Here is a 17652-nt window from a genome sequence, read left to right as displayed (position 1 = left end):
AGGACTAGCTGAGCATGCCTTCCATCGACATCGACCGCGATGCCGCGCACCGCGCCGCGCAGGACGAACTCAACAAGCCGATCTATTCCAAGGGGTCGTCGGCCGACCAGTTCCTCGACTGGCTCAACGACCTGATCTACCGGATGCTGCAGAAGACCGCCACGGTGCCAGGCGGATGGTTCACGGCGACAGTGCTTTTGATCCTGCTGGCGATCGCGGTGTTTGTTGCCTTCCACGTCGCGCGGCGCACCATGCGCGCCCGCCGCGGCGGTGACCAGCTGCTGTTCGAAGCCGCGCAATTGACGGCCGCCCAGCATCGAGCGACGGCCGAAAGCTATGCGGCCGAAGGTGATTGGGCGGCGGCCATACGCCACCGGCTGCGCGCTGTCGCCCGCCAGCTCGAGGAGACCGGTGTGCTGGCGGCGGCCCCCGGCCGCACGGCCAACGAGCTGGCTCGCGACGCCGGCACCGCGCTGCCCCATCTGGCCGACGAACTGTCCGAAGCGGCAACGGCTTTCAACGACGTCACCTATGGCGAGCAGCCCGGAACCCGGGCCGCCTACCAGATGATCGCCGACCTCGACGATCACCTGCGGTCCCGCTGGCAGGGCGCCCCGGCCGAGGCCGGGCGACCCGCCGTCCCCGAGTCGTGGGCGCAGGTGCGGTGATGGCCACGATCAGCGATGCCCGCACCCAGACCGCGCCCCGGCGCCGGCGCTCGTGGCGCTGGGTGGTCGTCATCCTGCTGGTGCTGGCCGTCATCGCCGGCGTCGATGCCTACCTGACCGCGCCGCGCCCCGGCGCGCGGATGGACCCCGCGTCGACCGGCCCGGACGGCGCCCACGCGCTGGTGGAGTTGCTCCGCGACGCCGGTGTGGACGTCGTCGTGGCCGACACCATCGCCGACGTCGAACGGGCGGCGCGCCCGGACGCGCTGATCCTGGTGGCACAGAGCCAGTACCTGACCGACGCGGTGACCGACCGGCTGGCGAGGATCCGTTCGGACCTGCTGCTGGTGGAACCGACGACGCGGGCCCGCGAGGCGCTGCTGCCGGGCGTGGAGGTGTCCGGCGCCAGCGGCTTCGACAGCGACCCGAATTGCACGCTGCGCGAAGCCGTTCGGTCCGGCTCGGTGCGGTTCGGCCCGACCAACACCTTCAAGGCCAAGGACGGCCGGACGATGACCCGCTGCTACGACGGCGCGCTGATCCGCTTCCGGGACGGCGGACGGGTCGTCACCGCCGTCGGCAGCACCGACTTCATGACCAACGGCGGCCTGTTGCACGCTGGCAACGCGGCGCTCGCGATGAACCTGGCCGGCGACCGCCCCCGGCTCGTGTGGTACGCGCCCCATCACGTCGAGGGTGAAACCTCCACCAAGGCATCACTTTTCGACCTGATTCCACCCAACGTGAGCTGGATCGTGTGGCAGCTGGCGCTGGTGGTGCTGCTGGTCGCCGCGTGGAAGGGCCGCCGCCCCGGCCCGCTGGTGGCCGAGGAGTTGCCCGTCGTGGTGCGCGCGTCGGAGACCGTCGAGGGTCGCGGCCGGCTGTATCGGTCCCGGCGGGCACGCGATCGCGCGGCCGCGGCGCTGCGCACGGCGACACTGCAGCGGCTGCTGCCGCGGCTCGGCCTGGGCGCCGGCGCCGACCCGGCGACCGTGGTGTCCACCGCGGCCCAGCGCACCGGTTCGGATCCGGGGTTCGTCTCCTACCATCTGTTCGGTCCGCCCCCGACGACCGACCACGACCTGTTACAACTTGCCCGTGCGCTCGACGACATCGAAAGGCAGGTCGCACGCCCGTGACACAGTCCCCTTCCGGTCCACAAGCCGATACCGCCTCGTCCCCCACCGCCGAATCCGCTCGCGAGGCGCTGCTGGCGTTGCGCGCCGAGCTCGCCAAGGCCGTCGTCGGGCAGGAGGGCGTGGTCAGCGGCCTGGTGATCGCGCTGCTGTGCCGCGGGCATGTGCTGCTGGAAGGCGTTCCGGGAGTGGCGAAGACGCTGCTGGTCCGGGCGCTGTCCGCGGCGCTGCAGCTGGAGTTCAAGCGGGTGCAGTTCACGCCGGACCTGATGCCCGGCGACGTGACGGGTTCCCTGGTGTACGACGCGCGCACCGCCGCGTTCGTGTTCCGGCCCGGTCCGGTGTTCACCAACCTGCTGCTCGCCGACGAGATCAACCGCACCCCACCCAAGACCCAGGCCGCGCTGCTCGAGGCGATGGAGGAGCGCCAGGTCAGCGTCGAGGGCGAACCCCAGCCGCTGCCGGACCCGTTCATCGTCGCCGCGACCCAGAACCCGGTCGAATACGAGGGCACCTACCAGCTGCCCGAGGCCCAGCTGGATCGCTTTCTCCTCAAACTGAATGTGACGCTGCCCCCGCGGGACGCCGAGATCGCCATCCTGCACCGGCACGCGCACGGTTTCGATCCCCGCGATCTGTCGGCGATCAAGCCGGTGGCGGGGCCGGCCGACCTGGCCGCCGGCCGCGACGCCGTGCGACACGTGCTGGTCGCCGACGAGGTGCTCGGCTACATCGTCGACATCGTCGGGGCCACCCGATCCTCCCCCGCGCTGCAGCTGGGCGTGTCCCCCCGCGGGGCGACCGCCCTGTTGGCCACCGCGCGCTCCTGGTCCTGGCTGTCGGGCCGCAACTACGTCACCCCCGACGACGTGAAGGCCATGGCCCGCCCGACGCTGCGGCACCGGGTGATGCTGCGGCCCGAAGCCGAACTCGAGGGGGCCACGTCCGATGGCGTGCTCGACGGGATTCTGGCGTCGGTTCCGGTGCCCCGCTAGTGATCCTGACCGGACGCACGGGACTGGTCGCGCTGATCTGCGTCCTGCCCATCGCTGTCTCGCCTTGGCCGGCAACGGCTTTCGTGGCCCTGCTGGTGGCGCTGGCCATCGCCGTTGCCGTCGACGTCGGGTTGGCGGCCCGCACCACCGCCCTGCGCTACGTGCGCTCCCCGGATCGCTCCGCCCGGCTCGGTCAACAGGTGGATTGTGAGCTGTCCATCCACAACGACGGCCGGCGGCGGTTCCGCGGCCAGGTCCGCGACGCCTGGCCGCCCAGCGCCCGCGCGCGGCCGCGCACCCATGCGGTGGACATCCCGGCCGGGGGCGATCAGCACGTCGCGACCCGGCTGGAGCCAAAGCGCCGCGGCGATCAGCGCGCGACGGTGATCACCGCGCGATCGATCGGGCCCCTGGGCTTGGCGGGACGGCAGGGTTCGCAATCGGTGCCCGGCCAGCTCCGGGTGCTGCCGCCGTTCCTGTCGCGCAAGCACCTGCCGTCGCGCCTGGCCAGGCTGCGCGAGATCGACGGCCTACTGCCCACCCTGGTGCGCGGGCAGGGCACCGAATTCGATTCGCTGCGAGAGTATGTCGTCGGTGACGACGTGCGCTCGATCGATTGGCGCGCGACCGCGCGGCGCGCCGACGTGGTGGTGCGCACCTGGCGCCCCGAACGCGACCGGCGCGTGGTGATCGTGCTCGACACGGGCCGCACCGCGGCGGGCCGGGTGGGCGTCGACCCCACCACCTCCGATCCCGCGGGCTGGCCGCGGCTGGACTGGTCGATGGATGCCGCGCTGCTGCTGGCCGCGCTCGCGTCGCGGGCGGGCGACAACGTCGACTTCCTCGCCCACGACCGGGTGAGCCGGGCCGGCGTCTTCGGCGCGTCGCGCACCGAGCTGCTCGCCCAGCTCGTCGACGCGATGGCCCCCCTGCAGCCCACGCTCGTCGAATCCGATTGGCGGGCAATGGCTTCGGCCATCGCGCTGCGGGCCCGCCGGCGCTCGCTGGTGGTGCTGCTGACCGACCTCAATCCGACCGCCCTCGACGAGGGCCTGCTGCCCGTGCTGCCGCAGCTGTCGGCCAAGCATCACCTGCTGCTGGCCGCGGTTTCCGACCCGCGGGTCGACCAGATGGCCGCCGGCCGATCGGATGCCGCGGCGGTGTACGACGCCGCCGCGGCCGAGCGATCCCGCAACGACCGCGGCGCCATGGCCACACGATTGCGCCGCACCGGCGTGGAGGTCGTCGACGCCCCGCCCGCCGAACTGGCGCCCGCGCTCGCCGACCACTACCTGGCGATGAAAGCGACCGGGCGCCTGTGATCGGCACCGCGAAACTGTAACCACCGACGCATTTCCCGAGTAGGGCCGTCCGCAGTTGCAGTCTCGCGAAGCTCAGCCGGTGGGGACCACATCCGGCGCGTCTTCGATGTCGCCGCTTTCCCCGGCTCTGACCCCGCGGCGACCGAAGTAGACGATGTAGGACAAGAACGCCGCCTCGGCGATGACGCCGATGCCGACCCGTACGACCGTCGGTAACGGCGACGGCGTCACCAGCGCCTCGATCAACCCGGAGACGGCGAGCACGGCCACCAGGCCCACGGCCACCGAGACGATGGCACGGCCCTGTTCGGCGAGCACCTGTCCGCGGGGCCGGTCGCCGGGCGACATCACCGACCATCCCAGCCGCATTCCCGCCGCCCCCGAGAGGAAGACCGCGGTGAGCTCCAACAGCCCATGGGGGGCAAGCAATCCCAGCAGCAGGCCGCCCTTGCCGGCGGGGAACATCAGGCCGGCGATCACGCCCACATTGGCGGCATTCTCGAACAGCACAAAGGGAATGGGCAGCCCCAGCACGACGGACAGCGCGATGCATTGAGCGGAAACCCAGGAATTGTTCACCCAGATCTGCAGCGCGAAGGCGGCGGCGGGATGTTCGCTGTAGTACGACTCGACGTCGTGATTGACCAATTGCTCGATGTCACTAGGGGTTCCGAGCGCTGACTGCACCTCGGGACTGCCGGCGACCCACAGCGCAATGACCACGACCACCGCGAAAAACGCCGCCGCCGTGGCCAGCCACCACCGCCACGTGCGGTACGCGACGACCGGGAAGGACACCGTCCAGAACCGGGTGAACGTACTGCTTAGCGGCGCGTGGGCGCCGGTCACCGCGGAACGGGCCCGCGCGACCAGGCTCGAGAGCCGGCCGACCAGCATCGAATCCGACGACGCCGAGCGCAGCATCGACAAATGGGTGGACACCCGCTGATAGAGCTCGACGAGTTCGTCGATCTCGGCGCCGCTGAGCGACCGGCGGCGCCCGATCAGTCGATCGAGGCGGTCCCACGTGCCTCGATGGGCCAGCACGAATGCGTCGACGTCCACCCTGGGCAGCCTAATCACCCCGCGGGCGCGGCGCCGCGGGCATGACCAAGTGCGGTCGCCCGCACCCGCCCGGCCTGTACCGTTCGAAGTTATGTCGGTGGTGACCGGGGACGCCGTGGTGCTGGACGTGCAGATCGCCCAGCTGCCGGTGCGGACGTTGAGCGCGCTGATCGATATCGCCGTCATGGTGATCGGCTACCTGCTCGGGCTGATGCTGTGGGCCGCCACCCTGACCGAGTTCGACACCGCGCTGAGCAACGCCATCCTGCTTATATTTACGGTTCTGGTAATTGTGGGCTACCCGTTGATCCTCGAGACCGCGACGCGGGGACGCTCGGTGGGCAAGATCGCCCTGGGTCTGCGCGTCGTGTCCGACGACGGCGGCCCAGAACGCTTCCGCCAGGCGCTGTTTCGCGCCCTGGCCTCGCTGGTGGAAATCTGGATGCTCTTCGGCAGCCCCGCCATCATCTGCAGCATCCTGTCACCCAAAGCCAAACGGATCGGCGATATCTTCGCCGGCACCGTGGTGGTCAACGAACGCGGACCCCGGCTGGGGCCCCCGCCGACGATGCCTCCGGCGCTGGCCTGGTGGGCGGCGTCGCTGCAGCTGTCGGGACTGTCCGTCGGTCAAGCCGAAGTGGCGCGCCAATTCCTTTCCCGCGCACCGCAACTCGACCGCCAGCTGCGCACTCAGATGGCGTACCGCATCGCCGGTGATGTCGTGGCGCGCATTGCGCCGCCCCCGCCCCCCGGGGCCCCGCCGGAACTGGTGCTGGCCGCGGTCCTCGCCGAGCGGCACCGTCGCGAACTGGCCCGGCTGCGCCCGACCGCCCAGGCGCCGGGCTGGCCGCCCATGCCACCGGGCGCGCCGCCGCGGTACCCGGAGCCGTGGCCGGAGCCGGGCCGACCCGCCCCGGGACCGGGCTACGGCGCGCCTCCGGACGGTTTCGCACCGCCGCACTGACGCAGCGCGGCTAGCGGGCGACGCTCGCCGCCATGAGGACGACGTCGGCGATCAGCAGCGCCCACCCCAGCAGCGGGACCGCGATGCCGCCGCGGTGTTTGGCGGTGAAAACCGAGATGACGATGACGACGACGGCCACCGCGGGCGCGCCGTAGAAGGCGACGCCGAAGTCGATGCCGCCGTGGCCCAGGTTGGGGCAGCTGGTGTCGCTGCAACCGGCGGTGCTCAGCACGCCACCGAGCGCGAACAGCATGACGATCGCCGCGGCGGGCACCGTCGCCAGCGCCAACCCCCAGTTGACCCAGGGCCAGACGTTCCGGCGCGGGGCACCACCGGGGTCCCCGGATGGGGCCGCACCGGCGGCCGTGCGATCGACCGTCACGTCGTTGTCAGCGTCCATCCCACAGTTCCTACCCGCCGTCTGGCCTCTGCAAACCGGCCCGCGGGTTTGGGCGGCGCGGATGGGCGTGGATTTCCGCAGGTCAGCTTCGCTAGTCGATATCTTTCAACATATCCAGTTGCATCGCGTTAGTTCCCGATATATCGTGATATTCCGAAGCGCACGTCGGGTGCGCGATCCACCAACGTAAGGACACAAATGAGCAACCCATTCACTCCCCCCGAGGGACCATTCGGCGGCCGGCCCGGTTTCGGATTCGGGTTCGGCTCCGGCCCGGTCGACCGGCGCGCCCTGCACGAGGCGCGGCGCCAGGCCAGGCGGGACTTCCGCGAACATCTCCGCGACCACGCCGGCGGCGGCCACCCGGGTGGCTACGAAGGCCCGTTCGGGTTCGGTCCCGGATTCGGGCCGGGCTTCGGCCCCGGTTTCGGTTTCGGTCCCGGCGGACGGCGCGGCGCCTGGCGCCGTGGCGGCCCGGGCCGCGGCAAGCGCGGTGACGTGCGGGCGGCCATCCTGACGCTGCTCGCCGAGCGGCCGATGCACGGCTACGAGATGATCCAGCAGATCGCCGAACGCAGCAACGGGCTGTGGAAGCCGAGCCCTGGCTCGGTGTATCCGACCCTGCAGCTGCTCGACGACGAAGGCCTGATCACCGCGAGCGAATCCGCGGGCAGCAAGAAGCTTTTCGAGCTGACCGAGCAGGGCCGCGGGGCGGCCGAGAAGATCGAGACCCCGCCGTGGGACGAGATCACCGAAGGTGCGGACCCCGGTCACATGAGCCTGAGGGCGGCCGTCGGCCAGTTGTTCGGCGCGGTCGGGCAGTCCGCCCACACCGCTTCCGCCGAGCAGCAGCAGCGCATCGTCGACATTCTCAACAACGCGCGGCGCGAGATCTACGGCATCCTCGGCGAAGACTGATTCCGAGCCAGCGGACCCTGGATCAGGTCACCTCAGGTGATGGAGACCCAATCCAGGGTCCGCTGCACGGCCTTGCGCCAGCCCGCGTACCCCTCGGCGCGCTGCTCGTCGTTCCAGGTCGGCGACCAACGCCGGCCCTCCTGCCAGTTGGCGCGCAGGTCCGCCGGGTCGGCCCAGAACCCCACGGCCAGGCCGGCCGCGTACGCGGCGCCCAGCGCCGTCGTCTCGGCGACCACCGGACGCACCACGTCCACGCCCAGCACGTCGGCCTGGATCTGCATGCACAGGTCATTGCCGGTGATACCACCGTCGACCTTCAAAACCTCAAGGCGCACACCGGAATCCGCGGCCATCGCGTCTACCACGTCGCGGCTCTGGTAGCAGATCGCCTCCAGGGTGGCCCGGGCCAGATGCGCGTTGGTGTTGAATCGGGACAGCCCCACGATCGCGCCCCGGGCATCGGATCGCCAGTAGGGGGCGAACAACCCGGAAAACGCCGGGACGAAATAGACGCCGCCGTTGTCGTCGACCTGGCGGGCCAGCGCCTCGCTTTGCGCGGCCCCGCTTATGATGCCCAGCTGATCGCGCAGCCATTGCACGGCCGCGCCCGTCACCGCGATCGAACCCTCAAGTGCGTAAACGGGTTTGGCGTCCCCGAACTGGTAGCAGACGGTGGTCAGCAGCCCGTTGTCGGACCGCACGATCGTCTCGCCGGTGTTCAGTAGCAGGAAATTGCCGGTGCCATAGGTGTTTTTCGCCTCCCCCTCGGCCAGACACACCTGCCCCACCATCGCCGCGTGCTGGTCACCCAGCACGCCCGTGATCGCAATCTCTCCGCCCGCCGGGCCGGTCTCGGCCGTCACCCCGTAGGGCTGCGGCGACGACGACGGCCCGATCCGCGGCAGCATCGCGCGCGGGATCGCAAAGAATGACAGCAACTCGTCGTCCCAGTCCAGGGTCTCGAGGTTCATCAGCATGGTCCGGCTGGCGTTGGTCACGTCGGTGACGTGCACGCCGCCCCGCGGACCCCCGGTCAGGTTCCACAACACCCAGGTGTCCGGGGTGCCGAACAACGCGTCGCCACGCTCGGCGGCGTCGCGCACCCCGTCGACATTCTCCAAGATCCATCGCAGCTTTGCGCCGGAGAAGTACGTCGCCGGGGGAAGTCCCGCCTTGCGGCGGATCACCTCGCCCCGGCCGTCGGCTCCCAGCGCCGACGCGATCCGGTCGGTGCGGGTGTCCTGCCAGACGATCGCGTTGTAATAGGGCCGTCCGGTCTTGCGGTTCCAGACCAGCGTCGTCTCGCGCTGGTTCGTGATACCCAGCGCGGCAATGTTTTTCGGCGCCAGGTTGGCACGGTTGAGCACGGAGGTCAGCACCGAGGAGGTACGTTCCCAGATCTCCACCGGGTCGTGCTCGACCCAGCCCGCCTGGGGCAGGATCTGTTCGTGCTCGAGCTGGTGGCGGGCCACCTCGGCACCCTCGTGATCGAAGATCATGCAGCGCGTGCTGGTCGTCCCCTGGTCGATAGCGGCCACGAATTCGGCGAACTCGGCCAACTGCTCTCCTCCACCCGTGAGCTCTGACACTTTTGCGGCAAAAGTCCATCATGGTCTACCCGCCCGGCGGGCGAGGCCACAACCGCGCCGCCGGAGAGCTTGCGTTACGGGCGGTAACCCTGTTGCATCTGCGGTGTGGGCGAAGAGGTCAAGCGCACCACGTACGACAGCGCACACCGCCGCGAATACCGGCGCAAGGTTCAGGCGTGTCTGAACGTGTTCGAGACGATGCTCGCCCAGTCATGCTTCGATTCCGACCAGCCGCTCACCGGCATGGAGATCGAGTGCAACCTGGTCGACGCCGACTACCAGCCGGCCATGTCCAATCGCCACGTCCTGGACGCCATCGGCGATCCCGCGTACCAGACCGAATTGGGCGCCTACAACATCGAATTCAACGTCCCGCCGCACGCGCTGCCCGGACACACGGGGCTGGATCTCGAGGCCGAGGTGCGGGCCAGCCTGAACGAGGCCGAGATCAAGGCCGGCGCCGCCGACGGTGCGCACATCGTCATGATCGGCATCCTGCCCACGCTGATGCCCGAACACCTCGATCACGACTGGATGAGCGAGTCGACGCGGTATGCCGCCCTCAACGACTCGATCTTCACCGCCCGCGGCGAGGACCTGCCCATCGACATCGACGGCCCCGAACCGCTGAACTGGCACGCCGCGACGATAGCGCCCGAATCCGCTTGCACCAGCATGCAATTGCACCTGCAATTGGCCCCGGAGACGTTCGCCGCCAACTGGAACGCCGCGCAGATTGTCGCCGGTCCGCAGCTGGCGCTGGGCGCCAACTCGCCGTTCTTCTTCTCCCACCAACTCTGGGCGGAAACCCGCATCGAGCTGTTCACCCAATCCACCGACACCCGACCCGAAGAGCTGAAAACCCAAGGCGTGCGCCCGCGAGTGTGGTTCGGTGAACAGTGGATCACCTCGGTCCTCGACCTGTACCGCGAGAACATCCGGTACTTCCCGTCCCTGTTGCCCGAGGTGTCCGAGGAGGATCCGGTCGCCGAGCTGGCCGCCGGGCGCACCCCGCAGCTGTCCGAGTTGCGGCTGCACAACGGCACCGTGTACCGGTGGAATCGCCCGGTGTACGACGTGGTCGACGGGCGCCCGCATCTGCGACTGGAGAATCGGGTGTTGCCGGCCGGACCGACAGTCGTTGACATGCTGGCGAATTCGTCCTTCTTCTACGGGATGCTGCGCAGCTTGTCCGAGGCGGACAGCCCGTTGTGGGACCGCATGGATTTCGCGGTGGCGGAGGCCAACTTTTTGGCGGCGGCGCGCCACGGCATCGACGCCCGGCTGCACTGGCCCGGGCTCGGGGAGGTGAGCGCACGCGAGCTGGTGCTCGACACGTTGCTGCCGATGGCCGACGACGGGTTGCGGCGCTGGGGCGTCGACCCCGAGGTCCGCGACCGGTTCCTGGGGGTCATCGAGGGCCGCGCCCGCGCTGGCCGCAACGGCGCCACCTGGCAGGTTTCCACCGTACGGGCCCTGCAGGACGCGGGCATGGGCCGGGCCGCCGCGCTGGCCGAGATGCTGCGCCGCTACTGCGAGTACATGCACGCCAACGAGCCGGTGCACACCTGGGAGTAGGTTGACAACCATGTCGTCTGATCAAGTGATGGACTGGGACAGCGCCTACCGCGAGCAGGCCCATTTCGAGGGTCCGCCCCCGTGGAATATCGGTGAGCCGCAACCCGAACTGGCGGCGCTGGCCGCGGCCGGCAAGTTCCACAGCGACGTCCTGGACGCCGGCTGCGGAGTCGCCGAGCTCTCACTGAGCCTGGCCGCCCAGGGTTACACTGTGGTCGGCGTCGACCTCACGCCGACCGCCGTCGCGGCGGCCACCAAGTCCGCCCAGGAGCGCGGCTTGACCACGGCCAGCTTCGTGCAGGCCGACATCACGTCGCTGAGCGGGTATGACGGACGGTTCGCCACCGTCGTCGACAGCACGCTGTTTCACTCGCTGCCCGTGGAGGGCCGCGACGGCTACCTGCGCTCGGTCCACCGCGCCGCGGCACCGGGCGCCAGCTACTTCGTGCTGGTGTTCGCCAAGGGCGCCTTCCCGGCCGAGATGGAACCCAAGCCCAACGAGGTCGACGAAGACGAACTACGCGCCGCGGTCAGCACGTACTGGGAAATCGACGAGATTCGCCCCTCCTTCATCCTGTCGAACGCGATCAACATCGCCGACGCGCCTTTCGAATTCCCGCCGCACGATCGCGACGAGCAAGGCCGGATCAAGATGCCGGCCTACTTGCTGACGGCGCACAAGGCCGGCTAGCCGGTTGCGGTCGCCGCCGTCGCGGCGATGAGCGCCTCGGCGAAGGTCTCCAGGTCCTCGGCAGTGGTGTCCAGGTGCGGCGAGATCCGCAGCAGCGGCCCCGGGAGCTCCAGCGGTGCCCGCTGCACGCCGACGAAGGTGGTCAGGATCCGTCGCTCGGCGAGCAACCAGTCCCGCACCGTCTGCGGGTCGGCGCCGTCGGTCGGCGCCAAAGTCGTGATGGCGCTGGGTTCTTCGACCTCCTCGACGACGGCCCACCCGGCGACGTCGGCCAGCACCGTGCGGCTCAGGCCGCCCAGCTCGGCCAGGCGTGCACAGACGGCCGCCGGCCCGTAGGCCAGGTGCTCCCCCAGCGCCAGCGAAAACCCCACCCGCGCAGCGATATTGGCTTCGCCGAATTCGAGCTGCTGGGCCACCGTCGGCGACCCCGATGCGCGCGCCCACTGCGGTGCCGCCAGCCTGGGGCGCAGGCTCTCCATCAGCTCCCGGCGCACCGCCAGTATCCCGACACCGCGCGGGCCGGCGACCCACTTGCGCGACGAGGAATACGTCGCGTCGGCCCCGGCCGCGCAATCCACCTGCCCCAGCGCCTGCGCCGCGTCGATCACCAGTGGCAGCCCGAGCTCCCGGCAGAGCTGGGCGACCATCGAAACCGGTTGCACCACACCGCTATGGCTGGCCACCGCGGTCAGGTGCACCAGGTCCGGCCGGTCGGTGTCGAGGGCCCGCGCCGCGTCGTCGAGCGCGACGCGGCCGTCATCCATGGTCGGCAGCAGCCGGCGGTCGAACCCGTGGGCGGCCATCACGGCCAGGTTGGGCCCGTATTCGCCGGGCAGGCACGCTACCGTTCGGTGCTTGGTCGGCCAGGCGCCCAACAGCAGATCCAAGGCGTGAAGCGAGCCGGTGGTGAACACCACCTCGGCGTCGGTCATCCCGGTCAGCGCGGCGAACGCGACACGTCCGGCGTCGAGCACCGGGGCGGCCGCCTCGGCCGCGACATACCCGCCGACTTCGGACTCGTTGCGGGCGTGCTGCGCGGCGGCGTCGATCACCGCGACGCTCTGCCGCGAGCAGGCGGCGTTGTCCAGATGCAGGCCGGCCATGGGCAAGCGTGCCGCCCGCCATCGGTCGGCCAGCGAGTCGCCGGCGGTCACTTCACGGCCAACGACAACCCGAAGTCACCCGCGCCGTCGGTCCACCATTGCGTGCGACGCAGTCCCACGGCGGCCAGTTCGGCACTCACCTTTTCCGGGCGGAACTTGCACGACACCTCGGTCAGCATCTCCTCGCCGGCCTCGAAGTCCACGATCAGCTCGAGCGCACCGACACGCACCCGCTGGCCGCGATCGGCCCGCAACCACATCTCGATACGTTCCTCGGCCGGGTTCCACCGCGCGACGTGCGCGAAAGTATCGACGTCGAAATCGGCGTCCAGTTCCCGGTTTACCACCGCAAGAACATTGCGGTTGAACGCCGCCGTCACCCCGGCGGAATCGTCGTAGGCGCGCACCAGCCGCTCGAGGTCCTTGACCAGGTCGGTGCCCAGCAGCAGGCTGTCGCCGGGCCGCATCTGGGCGGACAGCGCGGCGAGGAAGTCCGCGCGCGGCCCGGGCGTGAGGTTGCCGATCGTCGACCCCAAGAACACGAACAGCCGCCGCCCGTCCGCCGGGATCTCGGTCAGGTGTTCTTCGAAATCGCCGCAGACGGCCTTGATTTCGACTCCCGAGTATTCCTGCGCAATGGCCGCGGCGGCCGTCGACAGGATGCTGGCGTCGACGTCGAAGGGGACGAACCGGCGCAGCGAACCGCGCGCGCGCAGGGCGTCGAGCAGCAGCCGCGTCTTCTCCGAGGTGCCGCTGCCCAGTTCCACCAGGGTGTCGGCCTCGCTGGCCGACGCGATTTCGGCCGCCCGCGCACGCAGGATCTCGGCCTCGGCGCGGGTCGGGTAGTACTCGGGCAGCCGGGTGATCTGGTCGAACAGGTCACTGCCCACGGCGTCATAGAACCACTTGGGCGGCAACGACTTCGGCGTCTTCTGCAGGCCTTCGAACACGTCACGGCGCAACGCGTGGTAGGCCGAGTCGGCGGCGAGGTGGTTCGACAGCGACAGCGTCATCAAGACCCTTTCGGATGATCCAGCGGGGTCATCGTGACTCCGCCGGCGGTGACTTCGACGAGGTGGCGGTCCGGCACGTCCTCCCAGTCGGAGTCGTTGTCATAGGGTTCGCTGGCCAGGACCACACCATCCGGGCGGCGCAGGATGGACAGCGTGTCCCCCCACACCGTCGCCAGCATGCGAGAACCGTTGGCGGCCAATATGTTCAGCCGGGCGCGCGGGTCGGCCGCCGCGATCTCGGCGATGGTGTCGCCCAGCGCATCGAGGCCGCGCTCGAAGATGACGGCCGCCAGCATCGCGCTGTCGCAGACCGATTCGGCCTGCGACGTCGCCGGCAGCGCCGCCCGGTCGACGATTCCGTTGTGCGACAACAACCATTGCCCGTCGGTGAACGGCGCGGTCGCGCTGACTTCGATCGGCATGCCGACGGTCGCCGAGCGCACCGCGGCCACCACGCAGTGGCTGCGCAGCGCCGGCGCGACGGACTCGAAGGACACGTCGCCCCACAGCGGCAGCTGGCTGCGCCAGCGCCGGGGCGCGGCGCCATCCGACGCAGCATCGAAAAACCCGACGCCCCAGCCGTCCGCGTTCAACAGACAATGCTTCTGGCGGCGCGGCGCGTAGGCCTGCACCCGCAGCCCGAACGGTGGGTCGAGCACCAGCGAGGAGACCGTGACGTCGGCCCCGAGCCACCCCAGATGCCGGCACATCAGGCGATCTCCTTCGGCACGTCCCAGGCCAACCGGACGCCGGAGAAGATCTGGCGCCGGTACGGGTGATCCCAGTTGCGAAAACTCGGGCGCAGGATGCTCGGCTCCACGGCCCACGATCCGCCGCGCAGCACCCGGTAATCGCCGTCGAAGAACGGCTGTGAATAGCGCTCGTAGAGCATCGGGACGAACCCGGGCCAGGGCCGCAGCGGGCTGCTCGTCCACTCCCACACATCGCCGAGCATCTGCTCGGCCCCGTACGCGGAAGCGCCGGCGGGGTAGGCCCCGACGGGTGCGGGCCGTAGCGCGGTGCCGCCGAGGTTGGCCAGCGCGTCGCACGGCTCCTGGGCGCCCCATGGGTAGCGGCGCCGGGCGCCGGCGGAGGGGTCCCATGCGCAGGCCTTCTCCCATTCCATCTCGGTGGGCAGCCGCGCGCCGGCCCAGGCCGCGTACGCCTCGGCCTCGAAATAGCTGACGTGCTGGACGGGTTCGTCGGCGGGGATGTCTTCGACGTGGCCGAACCGGGTGCGGGTGGCGGCGTCAGGATTCCAGAACTGCGGTGCGGTCAGGCCGGCGGCCTGGCGATGCCGCCAGCCCCGCTCCGACCACCACCGCGGCTGGTCGTAGCCGCCGTCGTCGATGAAGTGCCGCCATTCGCCGTTGGTGACCGGAACCCGGCCGATCCGGAACGCGGGCAGGTCGACGACGTGGCCGGGACGCTCGTTGTCCAGCGAAAATGGCTCGGCGGCGGGGTCAACGCCGAGCACAAACTCGCCGCCGGGCACCAGCACCGAGGTGCCGGCCAGGCCCGGGCGGGCGGGCGGCAGCATCGACGTGCCGCGCAGGAGCGGCGGGCCGCTGCGCAGATTCAATGCCTGCAGCATGGTTTCGTCGTGCTGGTTTTCGTGGCTGACCACCATCGCGTACGCGAACGCCGCCTCGTCGCCCGCCGGGTCGTCGGGCAGCGCGTCCAGGGCGTCGAACACGGCGGACCGCACCGTCCGGCAGTACGCGCGCGCCTCGTCCGGCGACAACAGCGGCAGGTCGACCCGACTGGCGCGCGAGTGCACGAAGGCGTCGTAGAGACCCTCGACGGCCGGCGACAGCATCGACGGCCGGGCAAGATCCCCGCCCCGCAGCAGCCACAGCTCTTCCTGCTGGCCGATGTGCGCCAGATCCCACACCAGCGGGCTCATCAGCGGGTCGTACTGCCGGCACAGTTCGGCATCGTCGAAGTCGACCAGCCGCAGCGTCCGCGTCCGCGTCCGCGTCAACTGGTCGGCAAGCGCCTGGCGTGACGTCACCGTCACAGTCCCCCTCGCGCCGCCCGCGACACCTCGGCGGCGACGCCGTGTTCGATCACCCGGTCGGCGAAATCGTCGCCGGGACACCGGCCCTGTTCGACGAGGTCGACCAGCCGCTGCATCGCGTCGCCGACTTCGGCCGGCGCCCTTTCGGCCGCGATGGCCACGCACGCGTTGGCGGCCGCGTAGAGCCGCCGGTCACGCAGCCCGAGCCGGGCCGCGATGTCCCAGGCGGTGGCCACCGGTGCGACGGCCTCGGCCGCGGCGTCGGCCGCGGTCGGGTCGTCGAGCAGCGCCACCAGGGTGAACACCACCGCGGGCCACAACGCGTCCGGGACGCTGTCCAGGTAGCGGATTTCCAGCCACTGCCGGGGGCGGACCGGCGGGAACAAGGTCGTCAGGTGGTATTCGAGATCGGCGACGCTGGGGCGGCGATTACCGAGCAATACCCGGCCGTCGACCCAGTCGGCAAAGGGCACCCACTGCGTGACCGCCTCGGCGCCCGGCGTGTGCACCAGCATCACCGGGGCCTTGAGCGCGTAGCGCCCCCAGTCGGTGCCCGGGTCATCGCCGCTGGCGCCCAGGATGGGTCCGCAGCGCGCGGAATCCATCTGCCCCCACACCCGCTGCCGGCTGGAGACCCAGCCGGTGAAGTCGCCGCCCAGCATCGGCGAGTTGGCCGTGATCGCAATCATGGTGGGCCCCAAGGCATGCGCCAGCCGAACCCGAGCCGCCCAGCCCTCGCGCGGCCCGGCGTCGACGTTGACCTGGATCGATGCGGTGGACGTCATCATCGCCGCGCCCGCTTCCCCGGAGCGGCTGGTGGCGAAGAACCTTTCCATGGCGCGGTAGCGGGCGCCGGGGTTGATGCGCTGGGGGGGTCGCAGCGGGTCGGCGCCGAGGAAGACCAGGCCCAGGCCGGCCTCGGCAAACGCCGGCTGGAGCACGGCCTGGTCCCGTCGCATGGCCTCGATCGCGGGCAGGACGCCGTCGGCCGGCGGCCCGGAGAGTTCGACCGCGCCACCGGGTTCCACGGTGATCCTGCTGCCGCCCGGCAGGGCGGGGAGCCCGTCGAGCACCGCGGCGATTTCGTCCCAGCCGGGCCTGCGGTGCGGGGCGGCCGGGTCGTGGCAGTGGGCCTCGAGTTCCAGACCCACCCGTCCCAGCGGGGCGTCCACCAGGCAGCCGTCGGCGATGTATTGCGCGACGGCCGTGGAGTCGGTGAGCTCGGCGATTTTCAGCTCCAGGGCGGGGTCGGCGCCGGTCGACCGCGGAGCCGCCGCAGTGATCGGGGCGAACGTCATATCACGATCCCTTCGGGCCCGGCGAAGGCTGAACACGCACCTGCGGACCGCTTCCCTGCGCAGCTAATCGAACGATATCCGGCACTACTTCGTCTAGTGCTTCATCTATCAGACGCCCCCGACATATTCCCCTCCCGCGCTGATGGCCAGACGGCAAGGACGGATACCCGATCGCTGCGCTACTGACCCAGCGCGTTCTGCATCGCCCCAGCTAGCACGTTCACGGCGGGCCCGGCGTTGCCGGACTGACACACTTTCGCCTGCAGCAACACGTTTTCGCGCAGCCTGGTTTGATCGAAGCAGCGCCGATCGGTGCCCGCCTCCTGCTTGGTCCAGTTCTCGTCGGCGGGCCCGGCCGGCCCGCCGTCGAAGGACCACACCTGCGTGCTGCCGTTGTCCAGGTGTATCGCGGTCGTCTGACCCGAACAGCCGACCGTTCGATCCACCACCCGATGAAATGCCCGGGCCGCGGCGTCCGGGGTGGCGAACACCCCGACCGCCTGCTTGACCAGGTGCGTTTGATCATTCGCCGACGTCTGCGTGACGGCCCCGTTGAACGACGCCAGATCGGGATCGTCGTAGACCTCGGACAGCCCGATGTCCGCCCAGTTGTTGCACTCCGGGAGGTCCACCCAGGGGCCCTGTCCGGGCTGGGTGAACACCGACTCCCAGCCCATGGGTCCGCCGACGATGTTGCCGACCGACCCCTTGCCCAGGACGGCGTAGTTCACCACGCCCGGCTCCGACGGGTGCGCGGCGGCGACTGCGGGCGCGACGGTGCCCGCCACCGCGAACCCGACGGTGAGTACGGCGCGGTGCACCTGCGTGGCCCGCATGGTCATGAGGCGATCATGCCAAACGCCACGACGTTCGGTCAGCCCCCGTCAAGCGC

Annotated in this window: 17 protein-coding genes; 8 read left to right on the top strand and 9 right to left on the bottom strand. The window is 70.3% G+C overall.

Features of this window, described 5'->3' with window-relative positions; all coding sequences use genetic code 11:
* The first annotated feature begins 14 nt into the window (after nt 1-14).
* Genes OCQ_RS01825 through OCQ_RS01810 form a run of 4 tightly spaced genes read left to right on the top strand, consistent with a single transcriptional unit; the run spans nt 15 to nt 4121 of the window.
* Nucleotides 15-668: a DUF4129 domain-containing protein gene (locus OCQ_RS01825; protein ID WP_009954769.1), complete on the top strand. Its 654-nt coding sequence runs from the start codon at nt 15-17 to the stop codon at nt 666-668.
* Entirely contained in the window at nt 668-1807 is a 1140-nt protein-coding gene (locus OCQ_RS01820; RefSeq protein ID WP_014378927.1) for a DUF4350 domain-containing protein, read from the top strand. The genes OCQ_RS01825 and OCQ_RS01820 overlap by 1 nt, the downstream gene beginning before the upstream one ends.
* A complete protein-coding gene (locus tag OCQ_RS01815; protein WP_008263288.1) occupies nt 1804-2799 on the top strand; it encodes an AAA family ATPase in 996 nt (331 codons plus the stop codon). The genes OCQ_RS01820 and OCQ_RS01815 overlap by 4 nt, the downstream gene beginning before the upstream one ends.
* Complete coding sequence (locus OCQ_RS01810) at nt 2799-4121, top strand: DUF58 domain-containing protein (RefSeq protein WP_008263287.1); 1323 nt, start codon at nt 2799-2801, stop codon at nt 4119-4121. The genes OCQ_RS01815 and OCQ_RS01810 overlap by 1 nt, the downstream gene beginning before the upstream one ends.
* 72 nt (nt 4122-4193) lie before the next feature.
* On the opposite strand, the gene OCQ_RS01805 is transcribed toward OCQ_RS01810, so the two are convergent.
* Nucleotides 4194-5186 carry a stage II sporulation protein M gene (locus OCQ_RS01805; RefSeq protein ID WP_014378925.1) on the bottom strand — a complete coding sequence of 331 codons (993 nt, stop codon included), beginning with the start codon at nt 5184-5186 and terminating at the stop codon, nt 4194-4196.
* Between the two features lie 91 nt (nt 5187-5277).
* Between OCQ_RS01805 and OCQ_RS01800 the strand changes: the two genes are divergently transcribed.
* Entirely contained in the window at nt 5278-6150 is an 873-nt protein-coding gene (locus OCQ_RS01800) for an RDD family protein (protein ID WP_014383692.1), read from the top strand.
* 10 nt (nt 6151-6160) lie between these two features.
* Here OCQ_RS01800 and OCQ_RS01795 read toward each other — a convergent pair whose 3' ends face one another.
* Nucleotides 6161-6550, bottom strand: a complete 390-nt coding sequence (locus tag OCQ_RS01795) for a hypothetical protein (protein WP_008263284.1) — start codon at nt 6548-6550, stop codon at nt 6161-6163.
* Between the two features lie 198 nt (nt 6551-6748).
* Between OCQ_RS01795 and OCQ_RS01790 the strand changes: the two genes are divergently transcribed.
* Complete coding sequence (locus tag OCQ_RS01790; RefSeq protein ID WP_008263283.1) at nt 6749-7468, top strand: PadR family transcriptional regulator; 720 nt, start codon at nt 6749-6751, stop codon at nt 7466-7468.
* A 32-nt stretch (nt 7469-7500) separates the two neighbouring features.
* On the opposite strand, the gene glpK is transcribed toward OCQ_RS01790, so the two are convergent.
* Complete coding sequence (glpK, locus tag OCQ_RS01785) at nt 7501-9027, bottom strand: glycerol kinase GlpK (protein ID WP_014378923.1); 1527 nt, start codon at nt 9025-9027, stop codon at nt 7501-7503.
* 135 nt (nt 9028-9162) lie between these two features.
* On the opposite strand from glpK, the gene OCQ_RS01780 reads away from it, so the two are divergent.
* Nucleotides 9163-10635: a glutamate--cysteine ligase family protein gene (locus OCQ_RS01780; RefSeq protein ID WP_014381683.1), complete on the top strand. Its 1473-nt coding sequence runs from the start codon at nt 9163-9165 to the stop codon at nt 10633-10635.
* A 10-nt stretch (nt 10636-10645) separates the two neighbouring features.
* Nucleotides 10646-11326 carry a class I SAM-dependent methyltransferase gene (locus OCQ_RS01775; RefSeq protein ID WP_014383691.1) on the top strand — a complete coding sequence of 227 codons (681 nt, stop codon included), beginning with the start codon at nt 10646-10648 and terminating at the stop codon, nt 11324-11326.
* On the opposite strand, the gene egtE is transcribed toward OCQ_RS01775, so the two are convergent.
* The 6 genes from egtE to OCQ_RS01745 form a co-directional block, all read right to left on the bottom strand.
* Nucleotides 11323-12429: an ergothioneine biosynthesis PLP-dependent enzyme EgtE gene (egtE, locus tag OCQ_RS01770; RefSeq protein WP_232065644.1), complete on the bottom strand. Its 1107-nt coding sequence runs from the start codon at nt 12427-12429 to the stop codon at nt 11323-11325. The two genes, OCQ_RS01775 and egtE, sit on opposite strands and share 4 nt — an antisense overlap.
* 47 nt (nt 12430-12476) lie before the next feature.
* On the bottom strand, nt 12477-13442 hold the full coding sequence (gene egtD, locus OCQ_RS01765; RefSeq protein ID WP_008263276.1) for an L-histidine N(alpha)-methyltransferase: 966 nt from the start codon (nt 13440-13442) through the stop codon (nt 12477-12479).
* Nucleotides 13442-14152: an ergothioneine biosynthesis protein EgtC gene (egtC, locus tag OCQ_RS01760; RefSeq protein ID WP_008263273.1), complete on the bottom strand. Its 711-nt coding sequence runs from the start codon at nt 14150-14152 to the stop codon at nt 13442-13444. The genes egtD and egtC overlap by 1 nt, the downstream gene beginning before the upstream one ends.
* Nucleotides 14152-15456 carry an ergothioneine biosynthesis protein EgtB gene (gene egtB / locus OCQ_RS01755; RefSeq protein WP_071196532.1) on the bottom strand — a complete coding sequence of 435 codons (1305 nt, stop codon included), beginning with the start codon at nt 15454-15456 and terminating at the stop codon, nt 14152-14154. Before egtB ends, egtC begins: the two co-directional genes overlap by 1 nt.
* Nucleotides 15457-15458: 2 nt before the next feature.
* Nucleotides 15459-16760, bottom strand: a complete 1302-nt coding sequence (egtA, locus tag OCQ_RS01750; RefSeq protein ID WP_014383689.1) for an ergothioneine biosynthesis glutamate--cysteine ligase EgtA — start codon at nt 16758-16760, stop codon at nt 15459-15461.
* Between the two features lie 179 nt (nt 16761-16939).
* Nucleotides 16940-17602 (bottom strand): sensor domain-containing protein, encoded by a 663-nt coding sequence (locus tag OCQ_RS01745; RefSeq protein WP_008263267.1) that lies wholly within the window; start codon nt 17600-17602, stop codon nt 16940-16942.
* Nucleotides 17603-17652 lie beyond the last annotated feature (50 nt).

Source organism: Mycobacterium paraintracellulare, from assembly GCF_000276825.1.
In the GTDB taxonomy this organism is placed as follows: domain Bacteria; phylum Actinomycetota; class Actinomycetes; order Mycobacteriales; family Mycobacteriaceae; genus Mycobacterium; species Mycobacterium intracellulare.
The sequence above is the reverse complement of the archived record's forward strand: the minus strand, read 5'-3'. Positions and strand labels throughout refer to the sequence as shown.

Excerpts from the sequence above, each read along its gene's own strand:
- OCQ_RS01775 (WP_014383691.1), top strand. The coding sequence starts at position 10,646 with ATGTCGTCTGATCAAGTGATGGACTGGGACAGCGCCTACCGCGAGCAG.
- egtA (WP_014383689.1), bottom strand. The coding sequence starts at position 16,760 with ATGACGTTCGCCCCGATCACTGCGGCGGCTCCGCGGTCGACCGGCGCC.
- OCQ_RS01795 (WP_008263284.1), bottom strand. The coding sequence starts at position 6,550 with ATGGACGCTGACAACGACGTGACGGTCGATCGCACGGCCGCCGGTGCG.
- egtE (WP_232065644.1), bottom strand. The coding sequence starts at position 12,429 with ATGGCCGGCCTGCATCTGGACAACGCCGCCTGCTCGCGGCAGAGCGTC.
- egtC (WP_008263273.1), bottom strand. The coding sequence starts at position 14,152 with ATGTGCCGGCATCTGGGGTGGCTCGGGGCCGACGTCACGGTCTCCTCG.
- egtD (WP_008263276.1), bottom strand. The coding sequence starts at position 13,442 with ATGACGCTGTCGCTGTCGAACCACCTCGCCGCCGACTCGGCCTACCAC.
- OCQ_RS01820 (WP_014378927.1), top strand. The coding sequence starts at position 668 with ATGGCCACGATCAGCGATGCCCGCACCCAGACCGCGCCCCGGCGCCGG.
- OCQ_RS01790 (WP_008263283.1), top strand. The coding sequence starts at position 6,749 with ATGAGCAACCCATTCACTCCCCCCGAGGGACCATTCGGCGGCCGGCCC.
- OCQ_RS01800 (WP_014383692.1), top strand. The coding sequence starts at position 5,278 with ATGTCGGTGGTGACCGGGGACGCCGTGGTGCTGGACGTGCAGATCGCC.
- OCQ_RS01825 (WP_009954769.1), top strand. The coding sequence starts at position 15 with ATGCCTTCCATCGACATCGACCGCGATGCCGCGCACCGCGCCGCGCAG.
- OCQ_RS01745 (WP_008263267.1), bottom strand. The coding sequence starts at position 17,602 with ATGACCATGCGGGCCACGCAGGTGCACCGCGCCGTACTCACCGTCGGG.